This is a genomic window from Agromyces sp. NPDC056965 (assembly GCF_042673425.1).
In the GTDB taxonomy this organism is placed as follows: Bacteria; Actinomycetota; Actinomycetes; order Actinomycetales; family Microbacteriaceae; genus Agromyces.
Genome location: NZ_JBHURI010000006.1, coordinates 19,395 through 33,297 on the forward strand (window position 1 = coordinate 19,395; position 13,903 = coordinate 33,297).

General features: G+C 68.8%; 15 protein-coding genes and 2 tRNA genes. 14 read left to right on the top strand and 3 right to left on the bottom strand.

The features are described 5' to 3' along the window. Nucleotides 1-22: 22 nt before the first annotated feature. The 6 genes from ACFTQE_RS02770 (at nucleotide 23) to ACFTQE_RS02795 (ending at nucleotide 5,909) form a co-directional block, all read left to right on the top strand. Nucleotides 23-1,114, top strand: coding sequence for an ABC transporter permease (locus tag ACFTQE_RS02770; protein WP_376923620.1), 1,092 nt, complete (start codon nucleotides 23-25; stop codon nucleotides 1,112-1,114). 1 nt (nucleotide 1,115) lies between these two features. Continuing rightward, the gene (locus ACFTQE_RS02775; RefSeq protein WP_376923621.1) at nucleotides 1,116-2,189 is read left to right on the top strand and encodes an ABC transporter permease; all 1,074 of its coding nucleotides are present in this window, start codon (nucleotides 1,116-1,118) and stop codon (nucleotides 2,187-2,189) included. Further along, nucleotides 2,186-3,874 carry an ABC transporter ATP-binding protein gene (locus tag ACFTQE_RS02780; protein WP_376923622.1) on the top strand — a complete coding sequence of 563 codons (1,689 nt, stop codon included), beginning with the start codon at nucleotides 2,186-2,188 and terminating at the stop codon, nucleotides 3,872-3,874. Before ACFTQE_RS02775 ends, ACFTQE_RS02780 begins: the two co-directional genes overlap by 4 nt. After that, complete coding sequence (locus ACFTQE_RS02785) at nucleotides 3,874-4,731, top strand: ATP-binding cassette domain-containing protein (RefSeq protein ID WP_375832690.1); 858 nt, start codon at nucleotides 3,874-3,876, stop codon at nucleotides 4,729-4,731. Before ACFTQE_RS02780 ends, ACFTQE_RS02785 begins: the two co-directional genes overlap by 1 nt. Continuing rightward, the gene (locus tag ACFTQE_RS02790; RefSeq protein ID WP_376923623.1) at nucleotides 4,728-5,744 is read left to right on the top strand and encodes a D-isomer specific 2-hydroxyacid dehydrogenase family protein; all 1,017 of its coding nucleotides are present in this window, start codon (nucleotides 4,728-4,730) and stop codon (nucleotides 5,742-5,744) included. Before ACFTQE_RS02785 ends, ACFTQE_RS02790 begins: the two co-directional genes overlap by 4 nt. A 92-nt stretch (nucleotides 5,745-5,836) precedes the next feature. Continuing rightward, a tRNA-Asn gene (locus ACFTQE_RS02795) sits at nucleotides 5,837-5,909 on the top strand. A gap of 72 nt (nucleotides 5,910-5,981) precedes the next feature. Here ACFTQE_RS02795 and ACFTQE_RS02800 read toward each other — a convergent pair. Further along, on the bottom strand, nucleotides 5,982-6,467 hold the full coding sequence (locus tag ACFTQE_RS02800) for a GNAT family N-acetyltransferase (protein ID WP_376923624.1): 486 nt from the start codon (nucleotides 6,465-6,467) through the stop codon (nucleotides 5,982-5,984). Between the two features lie 82 nt (nucleotides 6,468-6,549). Here ACFTQE_RS02800 and ACFTQE_RS02805 point away from each other — a divergent pair, with 82 nt between their 5' ends. Together ACFTQE_RS02805 and ACFTQE_RS02810 are read left to right on the top strand one after the other, a co-directional pair. Further along, the gene (locus ACFTQE_RS02805) at nucleotides 6,550-7,311 is read left to right on the top strand and encodes an AzlC family ABC transporter permease (protein WP_376923625.1); all 762 of its coding nucleotides are present in this window, start codon (nucleotides 6,550-6,552) and stop codon (nucleotides 7,309-7,311) included. Next, nucleotides 7,308-7,613, top strand: coding sequence for an AzlD domain-containing protein (locus ACFTQE_RS02810; RefSeq protein WP_376923626.1), 306 nt, complete (start codon nucleotides 7,308-7,310; stop codon nucleotides 7,611-7,613). The genes ACFTQE_RS02805 and ACFTQE_RS02810 overlap by 4 nt, the downstream gene beginning before the upstream one ends. A gap of 36 nt (nucleotides 7,614-7,649) precedes the next feature. Here ACFTQE_RS02810 and def read toward each other — a convergent pair whose 3' ends face one another. Continuing rightward, nucleotides 7,650-8,213, bottom strand: a complete 564-nt coding sequence (gene def / locus ACFTQE_RS02815) for a peptide deformylase (protein WP_376923627.1) — start codon at nucleotides 8,211-8,213, stop codon at nucleotides 7,650-7,652. A gap of 40 nt (nucleotides 8,214-8,253) precedes the next feature. Here def and ACFTQE_RS02820 point away from each other — a divergent pair, with 40 nt between their 5' ends. The 6 genes from ACFTQE_RS02820 (at nucleotide 8,254) to ACFTQE_RS02845 (ending at nucleotide 13,229) form a co-directional block, all read left to right on the top strand. Then, nucleotides 8,254-9,171 carry a DMT family transporter gene (locus ACFTQE_RS02820; protein WP_376923628.1) on the top strand — a complete coding sequence of 306 codons (918 nt, stop codon included), beginning with the start codon at nucleotides 8,254-8,256 and terminating at the stop codon, nucleotides 9,169-9,171. 169 nt (nucleotides 9,172-9,340) lie between these two features. Beyond that, entirely contained in the window at nucleotides 9,341-10,594 is a 1,254-nt protein-coding gene (locus tag ACFTQE_RS02825) for a glycosyltransferase (protein WP_376923629.1), read from the top strand. 10 nt (nucleotides 10,595-10,604) lie between these two features. Further along, nucleotides 10,605-10,678: transfer RNA gene (locus ACFTQE_RS02830), tRNA-Ile, on the top strand. A 223-nt stretch (nucleotides 10,679-10,901) separates the two neighbouring features. Continuing rightward, entirely contained in the window at nucleotides 10,902-11,159 is a 258-nt protein-coding gene (locus ACFTQE_RS02835; protein ID WP_376923630.1) for a hypothetical protein, read from the top strand. A 170-nt stretch (nucleotides 11,160-11,329) separates the two neighbouring features. Further along, nucleotides 11,330-12,271 carry a competence protein CoiA family protein gene (locus tag ACFTQE_RS02840; RefSeq protein WP_376923673.1) on the top strand — a complete coding sequence of 314 codons (942 nt, stop codon included), beginning with the start codon at nucleotides 11,330-11,332 and terminating at the stop codon, nucleotides 12,269-12,271. A 250-nt stretch (nucleotides 12,272-12,521) separates the two neighbouring features. Continuing rightward, a complete protein-coding gene (locus ACFTQE_RS02845) occupies nucleotides 12,522-13,229 on the top strand; it encodes a hypothetical protein (RefSeq protein WP_376923631.1) in 708 nt (235 codons plus the stop codon). 79 nt (nucleotides 13,230-13,308) lie between these two features. Here ACFTQE_RS02845 and ACFTQE_RS02850 read toward each other — a convergent pair whose 3' ends face one another. Next, a complete protein-coding gene (locus ACFTQE_RS02850; protein ID WP_376923632.1) occupies nucleotides 13,309-13,890 on the bottom strand; it encodes a dihydrofolate reductase family protein in 582 nt (193 codons plus the stop codon). Nucleotides 13,891-13,903 lie beyond the last annotated feature (13 nt).

Here is a 13,903-nt window from a genome sequence, read left to right on the forward strand (position 1 = left end):
AGCCTCACCCGATTGGCGAACATTGACCTCAACGACGACGGCGCCCGCCAGTAGCGCGTCCCCCGCAAAACGGAGACCACCCAGATCCTCCGGTGGCGGCCTCGGCCGCTACATCATCGTGCGGGCCCTCCTCATCATCCCGACGGTGTTCATCCTGGTCACCCTGGTATTCGTGCTCATGCGCTCGACCGGCGACCCGATCACCGCGAAGCTCGGCGGGCAGCTCCCGGCCGACCAACTCGCCGAGCGCATCCACGCCGCGGGCTACGACCGGCCCCTGATCGTGCAGTACCTCGAGTACCTCGGGCAGATCGCCACGGGCAACTTCGGCACCTCGCTGACCGACAACCGCCCGATCACCGAGATCCTCGTCACCTACGGCGCCGCGACCCTCGAGCTCGCGTTCTACGCCCTCCTCGTCGCCTTCGTCGTCGGCATCCCGTTCGGGCTCATCGCCGCGTACTTCCGCGACAAGGGGCAGGATGCCGCGCTGCGCGTGTTCGCCATCCTCTGCTACGCCACGCCGGTCTTCTTCTCGGGCCTGCTGCTGAAGCTCATCTTCTCGGTGTGGCTCGGTTGGCTGCCGGTGGCAGGGCGGGCCTCGGTCGGTGCGCAGCTCCAGATGGAGTTGCTGCCGAACAAGACGGGGCTCTACACGATCGATGCGATCATGACGGGAGATCCGGCGGTGCTCGGCGACGTGCTCGCACACGCCGTTCTGCCCGCCATCGCGCTCGGCCTCCTCACGGCGGGCGTGTTCCTCCGGCTCGTGCGCACCAACGTCATCGGCACGCTCTCGACCGACTACGTCGACGCCGCGCGTTCACGCGGCGTGAGCGAGTACCGGCTCGTGCGCAAGCACGCCTACCGCCCGGCACTCATTCCGATCATCACGGTGATCGGACTCCAGATCGCACTCCTCCTGGGCGGCGCGGTGCTGACCGAGACGACGTTCGAATGGAACGGGCTCGGGTTCCAGCTCGTCGAGTACATCAAGGCTCGCGACTTCGTCGCCGTGCAGGGCATCGTAGCGCTGCTCGCCGTGATCGTCGCGCTCACCAACTTCATCGTCGACATCATCGCGGCGCTCATCGACCCGAGGGTGAGGTACTGACATGTCGACCGACACCGTCATCCGCGCACCGAAGCGGCGCCTCCGCGACCGCATTCCCGTCGTGCACCAGTTGCGCCAGAGCGTCGGCCTCCAGCGCGGAATGCTCATCGCGGGCCTCGTGCTCACCGGCCTCTTCGTGTTCGTTGCGATTTTCGCTCCGCTCATCGCCCCATACGGGTTCGCGCAGCTGCGTGACGCGGCGGGGCCGTTCGGCAGCCAGCAGCCGCCCTCGGCCGAGCACCTCTTCGGCACGACCGTCGGCGGCTACGACGTGCTCTCGCGTGTGCTGTGGGGGGCGCAGACCGCCATTCTCGTCATCATCATCGCGGTGACCCTCTCGCTCTTCGCCGGCGTGCTGCTCGGCCTCGTCTCCGGATACTTCGGCGGCTGGCTCGACAAGGTGCTCGTCGTCGTCTGCGACGCCATCTACGCCTTCCCGTCGCTCCTCCTCGCGATCGTCATGGCGATCGTGATCTCCGGAGGTCAATCGAACCTCTGGGGCGGAGTGTTCGCGGCCGCCATCTCGATCACGGTCGTGTTCATCCCGCAGTACTTCCGCGTGATCCGCGCCGAGACGGTGCGCATCAAGGCCGAGGCGTACGTCGAGTCGGCGAAGGTGCTCGGTGCTTCCAACAGCCGAGTCATGTTCCGGCACGTGCTGCGCAACGCGACCCGAACGCTGCCGCTCATCTTCACGCTGAACTCGTCCGAGGCGATCCTGACGCTCGCGGGCCTCGGCTTCATCGGCTTCGGCATCGAGCCCACAGCCGCCGCCGAATGGGGCTACGACCTGCAGAAGGCGCTCTCCGACGTCTCGAGCGGCATCTGGTGGACGGCCCTCTACCCGGGCCTCGCGATCGTGCTCGTGGTGCTCGGCATCACGCTCGTCGGCGAGAGCCTGAACGACCTCGCAGACCCGCGCCTGCGCGGCCGTCGACGCGTCGCCCAGGCCTCGGGCGAGGTCGCCGAGACATCCGTGGTCCCCGGCGGCACGCTCGTCGCCGGCCCCGGAGGTCTCGCGGGTCTCGAAGACGGCGAATCATTCGACGAACACGGAATCGGGGTCCGCTCATGAGCACGGTCGTCAACATCGAGCGACTCGGCGTCTCGTTCGCCACCGACGCCGGCGCGGTCAAGGCCGTCGACGACGTCTCGCTGAAGGTCGAGCGCGGCGAGGTCCTCGCGATCGTCGGCGAGTCGGGCTCCGGCAAGACCGTCACCGCGAAGACGATCCTCGGCCTGCTGCCCGAGACGGCCACCGCGAGCGGAGCGGTCATCCTCTCGAACAAGGCCGGCACCGCCGAGAGCGATGTCGTATCGCTGTCGAAGAAGCAGTTGCGGGCCGTCAGGGGCACGGATGTCGCGATGGTGTTCCAGGAGCCCTCGAGCGCCCTGAACCCCGTGTACACCGTCGGCTGGCAGATCATCGAGGGCCTCCGCGCCCACTCCTCGATCTCGGCGAAGGATGCCCGGGCGAAGGCGATCGAGATCCTCGGTCGCGTCGGCATCCCCGACCCCGAGCACCGCATCGACCACTACCCGCACCAGTTCTCGGGCGGGCAGAAGCAGCGCATCGTCATCGCCATGGCGCTCGTGCTCGACCCCGGACTGATCGTCGCCGACGAGCCGACCACGGCCCTCGACGTGACCGTGCAGGCCGAGATCCTCGACCTGCTCCGCCGTTGCCGCGACGAGTTCGGCATGGGCATCGTGCTCATCACCCACAACATGGGCGTCGTCGCCGACCTCGCCGACCGCGTGGCGGTGATGTACCAGGGCAAGGTGGTCGAAGAGGCCGACGCCAAGACGCTCTTCGCATCGCCGAAGGCCGAGTACACGAAGGCCCTGCTCGCAGCGGTGCCGTACGTCGGCACCGGCACGGCGAGCGCGATCGAACGTGCGGCGCGACGACCCGCCGACTGGGTCGAGCAGGCGCCGGTGGTCGAGGCATCCGGTCTCGAGATCGTCTACCCGGGCCGCTTCGGGCGCCCGGGCTTCCAGGCCGTCCGCAGCGTCGACTTCGTGATCCGTCCGGGCGAGGTGCTCGGGCTGGTGGGGGAGTCCGGCTCGGGCAAGACCACGATCGGCCGTGCGATCGCGGGCCTGACGAAGGTCACGGGCGGCTCGCTGCGCGTGCTCGGCCATGAGATGAACGGCGTGCGCGAGCGCGAGTTCCGGCCGCTGCGCAGTCGCATCGGGTTCGTCTTCCAGGACCCGGCATCGAGCTTCAACCCGCTGCTGACGATCGCCGAGTGCGTCGCCGAACCGCTCGTCATCCACGGCCGGGCGTCGAACCCCGCGGCGGCGCGCAAGCGGGTCGATGAGCTGCTCGAGGCGGTGCAGCTGCCGAAGGCCTTCGGCGATCGCTACCCGCACGAGCTCTCGGGCGGGCAGCGCCAGCGCGCGAGCCTCGCGCGTGCGCTCGCGCTCGAGCCCGAGCTGCTGATCGCCGACGAGCCGACGTCGGCGCTCGACGTCTCGGTGCAGGCCCGCGTGCTCGAGCTCTTCGCAGAGCTGCAGCGCGAGTTCGGCTTCGCCTCGCTCTTCATCAGCCACGACCTCGCCGTCGTCGACATCCTCGCCGACCGCATCGCGGTGCTCTACCGCGGTTCCCTCGTCGAGGAGGGCACGGGTGCCGAGGTGCTCGGCGCACCGAGCGACCCGTACACGCAGCGGCTGCTCGCCTCGCTCCCGGTTCCCGATCCGGTCGCTCAGGCCGAGCGTCGCGAAGAGCTGCGCCGCCTCCGGGAGGCCGTCTGATGCGTGGTGCCGCCCACGGCTACCCGATCGTGCTCGACGACCTGTCGGTCGAGTATCCGGCGAAGGGTCCGAGTCCCGCACACGTCGCCCTGCACGGGCTGAGCTTCTCGGTGGCTCCGGGCGAGGTGCTCGGCCTGCTGGGCAGCGCGGGCAGCGGCAAGAGCACGCTCGCGCGGTTGCTCTCGGGCGTCGCGTTCGACACGCGCTCGGCCGAGGGTCGGCCGCTCATCACGGGCGGCGACGCCACCGTGCTCGGGCAGTCGCTGCGCGGCATCCCGAAGCGGAAGCTCCCCGAGTACCAGTTCCACGTCGGCTACCTGCCGCAGGACGCCGCGTCGACGCTGCCCGCCGACCGCACCGTCGCCGAGATCATCGGGGAGCCGATCCTCGAGCGCGATCACCGCTACAACGCGCGTGCCCTCGCGACGCGGGTCGCGACGATGCTCGACGGCGTGCGGCTCCCGCTCGGCAAGCTCGACCTGTACCCGTACGAGCTCTCGGGCGGGCAGCGGCAGCGGGTCGCGCTGGCGCGCGCGCTCGTGCTGGGGCCCTCCGTGCTCATCGCCGACGAGCCCACGGCCGGCATCGATCTCACGGTGCGAGATGTCGTCGCCCAGCTGATCGGCGAACTCCAGCGCGAGCACACCTTCTCGGCGGTCATCATCAGCCACGACCTGCCCGTGCTGCGCAGCACCGCGAAGCGCGTCGCGGTGCTCGACCGGGGTCGTCTCGTGGCGATCGGCACGATCGACGAGGTGCTCGACGATCCTCGGCACCCGTACGTGAAGGCTCTCGCCGGCGCACTCGACGCCGGCCACGCGGTGATCGACGACCTCGATCTGGGTCCTTCGGTATGACGGATGCCGCGGTGCCGGTGCCGCGCGTGCGCCATCGCGTCGTGCCGGGCGCGGGCGAGGAGCATCGTGCCGCCCCGACGCCGGTCGAGTCAGGGCCGATCGCGATCCTGCCGACGGCGGAGGCGGCGTTCGTCGATGCGATCGAGCGTGTCGGCGGCGTCGTCGCACCGCTGACGGCGGCGACGCGCGGGCTCGTGTGGACCGCGTCATCCGGAGGCGGCGAACTCGCGCGTGTGCTCGACGAGCACCCCTCGATCGCATGGCTGCAGCTGCCCTGGGCGGGTGTGGACGCGTTCGCCGGGCTCATCAGGCACGCCGCCGGTGACGGTCGCGTCTGGACGAGCGCGAAGGGCGCGTACGCGCAGCCCGTCGCCGAGCACGCGCTCATGCTCGTGCTCGCGGTGCTCAGGGAGGTGCCGCGGCGCCTCCGGGCGACGTCCTGGCACGTCGACGAGCTCGGCCGTACGCTCTACGGTGCGAACGTCGTGATCGTCGGCGCCGGCGGCATCGCCGTCGAGCTGCTCCGCCTGCTCGCTCCGTTCGGGGCTCACGTGACGGTCGTGCGGCGAAGCACGGAGCCGGTGGCCGGGGCGGAGCGCACCCTGCCGACGGCACAGCTCGGCGAGGCGCTCGACGACGCCGACGTGGTCGTGCTCGCGGCGGCCCTCACGGGCGACTCCCGAGGACTGTTCGGCGAAGCGGAACTGCGGCGGATGCCCCGCGGTGCCGTGCTCGTCAACGTCGCGCGCGGCGGACTCGTCGACACCGAGGCGCTCGTCGACGCCCTGGAGTCCGGTCACCTCGGCGGTGCCGGACTCGACGTCACCGACCCCGAACCGCTGCCAACGGGGCATCCGCTCTGGCAGGCGCCGGGCTGCATCGTGACGCCGCACGTCGCCGACACCGAGGAGATGACGGTGCCGCTCTTCGCCGAGCGCATCTCGCAGAACGTGCTCGCGTTCCTCGGCGACGGCGACTTCGTGGGCCGGATCGATCCCGTGGCGGGCTACTGAGCCTGCCGGCGTCGCCCATGGCATTGTCGAGGCGGCCTCGGATTGGGAGTCGGGCCAACCTTTTGCTAGAGTATCCATCGCTGAACAAGCGATCCTCCATAGCTCAATTGGCAGAGCAATCGGCTGTTAACCGGTAGGTTCTTGGTTCGAGTCCAAGTGGGGGAGCAATCGCGGCCCGGTCTCTTCGGAGGCCGGGCCGTTCTCGTTTTCGGCTTCACTCGCCGTGTTCCGGCCCGCTCATCTCGGCGCGTCGAGCTCCTTCGCCATCCAGAGGTCGGCGTAGCGAGCATCGCTGAACGCCGGCACTTCTCGGTAGCCCGCGCGGCGGTACAGGCGCTGCGCCTCGACGAGGTCGCCGCGCACGTCGAGTCGCATCCGCCGCACTCCGTGCTGCGCCGCCACGCGCTCGACCTCGCCGATCAGGTCCGCTCCGAGGCCGCGGCCGCGCGCCTCCGCCGTGATGAAGACACGCGTGAGCTCGCCGACCTCGTGGTCGACGTACCGCACCCCGGCGCAACCGAGTACCCGTTCGCCGTCGCGCGCGACGATGAACGCTCCGGTCTCGCCCTGCAGATCGTCGCTCGGCTCGTCGACGAGCGTCTCCTCGATCTCGGCGGCCGTCGCAGGGCGGCCGTGGTATCGGCCGATGATGTCGTCGTAGTAGCGACGGAGGATCCGGCGGGGGGACTCGGTCGTCGGGTCGGCGCGAACGAAGATGAGCACGCGCCAACGCTAGTCGAGAGCACTCGACCCGGAATCGGGGTGACCGCGGCCGGATATTCTGATGGACGGAACAGGAGGGTCTGTGGACGAGCGCACCGCTGCCGACGCGTCTGCCGCCGGCGACGGCGACGGCGCTGCTGTCGAGCGCTCGACGGCGGTCCGCGACAGCCTCGCGGTGGGGCTCGCGACGGCGATCTACGGAGTCTCGTTCGGCGCGCTCTCGGTAGCCGCGGGCCTCGACATCTGGCAGACCTGCTTCCTCAGCCTCGTGATGTTCACGGGGGGCTCGCAGTTCGCGCTCGTGGGCGTGCTCGCGAGCGGGGGAGTCGCGGCGGGAGGCTCGGCGATCGCGACTGCGGCGATGCTCGGAATCCGCAACGTCGTCTACGGCATGCGCATGAAGCCGATCGTCGACGACGTCGACCCCGTCACCGGACGCGGCAGCATCTGGCGCCGGGTCGCAGCCGCCTGGGTCACGATCGACGAGTCGACGGCGGTCGCCCTCGCACAGCCGAACGATCGCGCCGCGCGCATCGGCTTCTGGGTGACCGGCATCACGATCTTCGTCGGCTGGAACCTCACGACGCTCGCCGGCGCCCTCATCGGCGACGCGATCGGCGACACGCGCGCCTGGGGGCTGGATGCCGCGGCGGCCGCCGCCTTCCTCGGGCTGCTGTGGCCGCGCCTCAAGCGATTCCAGGCCGGGGCGGTCGCGGTGGCCGCGGCCGTCGTCGCGACCCTCATGACGCCCGTGCTCATGCCCGGCCTTCCCGTGCTCGTCGCTGCCGTGGTCGCGATCGTCGTCGGCTGGTTCAACCTCTTCGATCGGCGGCGCGCGTCGTGACCACCTGGCACATCATCCTCATCGCGAGTGCGGCGACGCTCGCGCTCAAGCTCGTCGGGCACCTCGTGCCGGCCGGGTTCCTCGAGCGCGAGCGTCCGGCGCGCATCGCCGACCTCCTGACCGTCGCGCTGCTCGCTGCGCTCATCGCGGTGCAGACCCTCGGCGTCGGCCAGGAGATCGTGGTCGACGCGCGGGTTCCGGCCCTGATCGTCGCCGCGGCGCTCTACGCGCTCAGAGTGCCGTTCATCGTGGTCGTCGCGGTTGCCGCGCTCGTCGCCGCGGGCATCCGCGCACTGGCGTGATCCGGCGCCACGCGACAACCGCTGGGCTCGGGGCGTTCAGGCGTCGAGGTCGTCGACGCCCGGCATCCACTGCTGGCCGGGCCGTCCCCAGCCGAGCTTGCGGGTGATCTTCGCGACGATGCGCTGGTCGCGCTCACCGAGGCGGTCGACGTAGAGCGTGCCATCGAGGTGGTCGAACTCGTGCTGGAAGATGCGTGCGAGCCATCCCTCGGCCTCGATCGCGAATCGCTCTCCGTCGATGTCGGTCGCACGGAGGATCGCGCGCTCGGCGCGGCGCAGCCCGAATCGTTCGCCGGGGAACGAGAGGCAGCCCTCCTCCTCGTCGATGTCGGGTTCGCCGGCAGGAGGCGGGGTGATCCAGAGCTCGGGATTGATTGCGACGCCCCGCCAGCGGGTGCCGTCTTCATCGACCCATCCGTACGTGAAGAGACGCAGCCCCACGCCGACCTGCGGGCCGGCGAGGCCGACGCCCGGCGCGGCATCCATCGTGTCGAACATGTCGGCCACGAGGGTGCGGATCTCGTCGTCGATCTCGGCGACGGGGAGGGCGGGGGAATGCAGCACCGGATCGCCGGTGATTCGAATGGGGAGCACGGCCATTCGGCAAGGATATCCGGCACGGAACGGGTAGGGTCGATGCGTGGAACCGGACCTGAGCGACCTCACCGAGCAGATCGCACTCGACCCCACCCAGTTCATCGGAATCCCGCTCGCCCTCGTCGGCGCCGTGTTCCTGTCCCTCGGAGCGCAGTTCCAGCACCGGGGCGTCGTCAAGGTCGAGTCGCGCACCGTCGACAGCTTCGGCAAGGGGCTGAACTTCAAGCAGCTCGCGCTGCTCCTCGCGCGGCCCTCGTGGGTGATCGGCACGGTCATGCTCGGCCTCGCGATCGTGTTCCAGCTGTCGAGCCTCTACTTCGCACCGCTCATCGTGGTGCAGCCGCTCGGGGCGATCGCGCTCGTCATCACCTCGATCCTCAACTCGCGCATCAACCACGTGAAGCTGAACAGCAAGTCGATCACGGCGATCGTGATGTGCGTCGGCGGCGTCTTCCTCTTCGTCGGCGTCGCGGCGTTCACGGCGGTCGACAAGCCGGTCACCGACCGGCAGCTGGTCACGATCCTCATCATCCTCGCCGTCGTGCTCGCACTCGCGGGTCTCACGTTCGCGCTGTTCCGCCAGCACATCCGCGCGATCTACTACGTCATCATGGCCGGCGTGCTCTACGGCTTCGTCGCCACCCTCGCCAAGGTCGTGATCGGTCGGGTCGAGCAGGGGGAGTTCGAGTGGCTCACCGCGCTCTGCGTGATCGGCCTGCTCGGCGCCGCCGCCCTCGGCGCGTACTTCGTGCAGAACGCGTACGCCTCCGGCCCGCCCGACCTGGTCATCGCCGGACTCACGGTCGTCGACCCGATGGTCGCCGTCGCGATCGGCATCGCCGTGCTCGGCGAGGCTTCGCAGGCGCCCCTCTGGGCGATCGGCGTCTTCATCGTGGCGGGGGTCATCGCCGTCTGGGGTGTCTTCCAACTCGCCCGAAACCACCCCCAGACGCGCCTGTGAGCTGAACGGAACCGGCTCCGACGACATGCGCGCGCTGGGGAGCATCCTTTGCGCTGCGTAGACTATCGTCGGATTCATTCCGTGCGTCGAGCCGCCTGCCGCAGCGCCCCGACGCCCCGACGAGGGCCGATCGCCCTCGATCCCTTGAAATGGTGAGGAACAACCCCACGTGTCAGACACCCCCGGTGCGAGTACTTCCGGCACCGCCGGAGCCGAGACCGAGCGACCGCTCACGGTTCTGATCGGCGCCGACACCTTCGCCCCCGACGTCAACGGTGCAGCGCGCTTCGCCGAGCGACTCGCAGCAGGCCTCGCCGAGCGCGGCCACGACGTGCACGTCATGGCCCCCGCCGGGAACCGCAAGCACGGCACCTGGAAGGAGGTGCACGAGGGTCAGGAGATCACCGCGCACCGCCTGCTCAGCTGGCGCTGGTACCCGCACGACTGGCTGCGGTTCGCGCTGCCGTGGCGCATCAAGCAGAACAGCGCCAGGGTCATCGACCAGGTCAAGCCCGACGTCGTGCACTTCCAGTCGCACATCATCACCGGCCGCGGCCTCTCGGTCGAAGCCCAGAAGCGCGGCATCCGCATCGTCGGCACCAACCACTTCATGCCCGAGAACATGCTCGAATTCACGCTGCTGCCCGCGGCGTGGCAGGAGTGGGCCGTGGGTCTCGCCTGGAAGGCGGCACGCCGTACCTTCGGGCGCGCCGAGTCCGTGACGACGCCGACCCGCAAGGCCGCGCAGTTCCTCGAGAAGCACACCGGCCTCGTCGGCGTGCACGCGATCTCGTGCGGCATCGACGCGCACAAGTACTCGCCCGACTGGGAGCCGCGCACCGAGAACCGCATCCTCTTCGTCGGCCGGGTCACCGGCGAGAAGCAGATCGACGTGCTGCTGCGCGCGCTCACGCTGCTGCCGAAGGAGCTCGACGCGAAGGTCGAGATCGTCGGCGGCGGCGACCAGAAGAAGCACCTCGAGCACATGGCGGTCGAACTCGGCATCGCCGACCGGGTGACGTTCACCGGCTACGTGACCGACGACCAGCTCCGCGAGGCCTACCACCGCGCGTCGGTGCTCGCCATGCCCTCGATCGCCGAACTGCAGAGCATCGTCACGATGGAGGCCATGGCATCGGCCCTGCCCGTCGTCGCCGCGAACGCGATGGCGCTGCCGCACCTCGTGCACGACGGCGAGAACGGCTACCTCTTCGAGCCCAGCAACGCCGAAGACCTCGCCGCGAAGCTGCGCGTCGTGCTCGAGGCGTCGCCGGCCGAGTACCGCGCGCTGAAGGAGGGGTCGATCCGACTCATCGCCGCACACGACATCCAGCGCACGATCTCGACCTTCGAGAGTCTGTATCGTGGGAAGCCGGTGACCGATCCGGTCACCGACGCCGCACCGGCGGCCACTTCGGAGTGACCCGGTGCGCGGGGCGGTAGCTCAGCTGGTCAGAGCAGTGGACTCATAATCCATCGGTCACGGGTTCAAGTCCCGTCCGCCCTACGCTTTGAATACGGGCGCCAATCAGGGGTGCTCGGGCACTCAGGGCCCGCATCGGTGCTTCTTGGGTGTGCTGGGCTCGCTGACTGCTTCGTGCGAGCCTAGCGGCGGGTCGCGCCGAATCATCGGCATACGGTGAATGGGTTGACGCCCGAAATGGGCATCCCGCGGGAGTGGACAACTTCACTAACATCGCTCCATGTCTCGACATTCTTCGACCCCATGTGTGAAGCAGGGCTATGCCGATCAGGCGGCCGCACGGGCCGCGCTGGTACGGATCCAGGAGAAGCTGGCAGCGAAGCGCTCGTCGCGCGCCATGCCGGTCCGGGTGTACCCGTGCGACCGGTGTCTGGGCTGGCACACCACCGCGAAACGCCAGAAGCGTATGGCGGCGTGGGACAAGGATCCGGGCTGGGATCGAACTTCGGAGGAGATCGCCCGCATTGACGCGCTGCTTCGCAATGAGGTGCGTTCGCAACTATGAGGCCTGGCACACTGCATCGGTCCGGCGACATCGCGGCATTCATCGGCAACGGCGAAACGCGATTGATTGCAGCCGCGTATCGTGATCTGGCCCGTCCGGGGGAGTTGTACGTACTTCCCGACAATCAGGCGCGTGAGCGTCGAGAGTGGGCCAAGCGCGAGTTGCGGTGTATGTTCGCGGATTGTCCGGCACCTGACCTCACTACGGTCGGGCGTGCGAACGCACGCGACGGCTTTGCCCATTTTCGTGGCGGCGGCAGGCACGCTCCTGAGTCCGTGAACCATCGGCAGGGGAAGGTGGTCGTCGCGAGGTGGTTGCGCCACCTCTACGGTGATGATGCAGTCGCAATCGAGGCGGCTACGGATACGCAGCGTTCGAGGGTGGCTGACGTACTCCTGACTCATCCCAAGACGCGGCGCCGAGTCGCCTTCGAGGTGCAGTACGCCCAGCTCAGCGTTGCCGAGTGGCGCGAACGGCACGAGTCGTACGTCCGTCAGGGAGTCATCGACGTCTGGCTTTGGGGGCATACCCGCATTCGTGCTAGCCGCTCAGAACACGCGTTCGCGCCCTACCGTCTCGATGATGTTCAGGACGAGTTGCGCAAGGCTGGCATGCGCGTCACCTTCATCAATCCTGAGTTGGCGCAGTTGGCCGTCGCGATCCACCGTTCCGACAGTTTGGTCTCGCTTGCGAGAAAGCGTGAAGTCGATCTCTTGCCCTTCGAGCTTCAGTCGATTCGGCTGTCGGACGACGGTGTGAGATCCGATGCTATCGACCCGCTCGTGGCCGCTTCTCGGGCATGGGACGTCGCTAGTGCGGAGCAGAAGCTGGCGGCCGAGCAAAGAAGACAGGAATTGGCGGCGGCTGCTGCGGCGAGTGAGGCGTCACGCGCTCGACAAGAGAGTGAGCACAGTCTTCAGCGAGTTCAAGCACTTCGTGAGCGATTGGCAGCCACGAAAGCTCGAGCCGCTGCGAGACCCGAGGGTGCCCAGCCGTCAGCCCCGGCGGAGAGGCTCCGCTGCCGACAATGTGGATTACCACTCGACCCCCTGCTTGCCGAGAGTGGTGTCCATCTCGGCCCGTGCACGTGGAAGCAAGACCGCCAGTACTGAACGGGCGGCGACGTCAGTCGTCGTCGCCGCCGTCGGCGTTCCACCACCGCAGGGCGATCGACTTGAGCTTCCGGCCTCTCATCGCTGCCAGATCCTACCGAAGTCCTGTCGACATTCGACATGGCCGCGGGGTCTTTCACGACCGACCCATTCGTCCGCCGGGACCAGCGATTCACGAGCCCGCATCGGCCCCAGGTACTTGAATCCTGGCAGCAGCGGGCGCACAGTAGAAGGAGCGAGAGGGGGACCGATGCGCGATTGGACGGCTCAACCGGACCTCATGCCGATCCTGTCCCCGGGCAGGCACCGGTCGCCGCGTCGCGGGGCCTGCTTCATGGAGTTCTCTTCGTACCTCGCGGGGGAGCGTTGGAGCGATCATCCTGCATGTACGCACCGCACTCTTGCGCTTCTCGCGCGGATGGTCAACGACCGGACGAGCGAAGCAGGCCGTGCTCGGCTCACGCCCCTCATCCCGACGGTCATCGGTCTGACGAGCGATGACCCGCTGGTCGACGTCATGATCGCGACACGGGCAGCGAGCGTTGCGTTGCCCATCGCCGCCGAGGAACGTCAGCGTTCGCTGGCCGTGGGCATGCGAGTCGCCCTCAGGGTTCTCGCGGATCGAGACGACGAGCCCGTCCCGGAGTTGCGCGAACTGGGGAGTGCGGCCCTTCGTGTCGCTTCCGCCGCCGCTGCCTGGGCTGACCGGTTCATCGCGGAAGTCGGTCCGGTCCCTTCTGGCATGACGGTGCGGCAGTGCCAGGCTCTCGTGACCAGCGCCGTCGAGGGAATCGCGCGGGCGTGCGTCGCGGATCCCGATGACCATCTGGTCGCCCTGCTCGGTGCTGCCGTGTCGGACACTGCGCGCTTCGTGGGTGCGGCGCGAGGTCCCACGGTGCGACGAGTGCTTCCAGGTCGGTCCGCCGACACGGCGGTCGAACTCGCCCCGCTGGGTTGACTCAGCATCCCGCTGTTCCCGTACATTCGCTCGTGGCCTGACGACCACGTGCGTCACTGGGCGTCCGCACCGAGATCGGTCAACGGCGCACCTGATAGCGCAGGTGAAGCACCCGGTCGCCCTGAACCACCACGTCGGGATCCTCCAGCAGGTGCTGCGAGTCGACGGAGCCGAAGTAGCGCTTGCCGGACCCGAGCACGACGGGGGCGACGTCCATGCGCACCTCGTCGACGAGACCTGCGGCGAGCACCTGGCCGCCGACGTCGCCGGCGGCCACCTCGACAGAGCGGTCACCCGCGAGTTCCTTCGCCATGGCCACGGCCGCCTCGATGCCGTCGACGAAGTGAAATGCCGCGTTGGCGTCCCAGCCCTCGGGCGCCGGCCGGTGTGTCACGACGACCACGTGGTCGATCCCGCTCGGAGGCTTCCCGTCCCAGCCGTCCGTGATGTCGAAGACGTGGCGGCCGGCGATCGTCACCCCGATCTGGTCCCAGTACGGCCGGATGTGGTCGTAGGACGCTTGCGACACGTTCAGTACGCCGCTGTCGTCCAGCGGCACGTCGCCGCTCACCAACCATTCGAACAGTGGACCCGGATCGTCGTTCTCGGCCGCAATGAAGCCATCCACCGACACCGACGCGTTCATGACCACGTTCCCCATGAGTTCCTCCTCT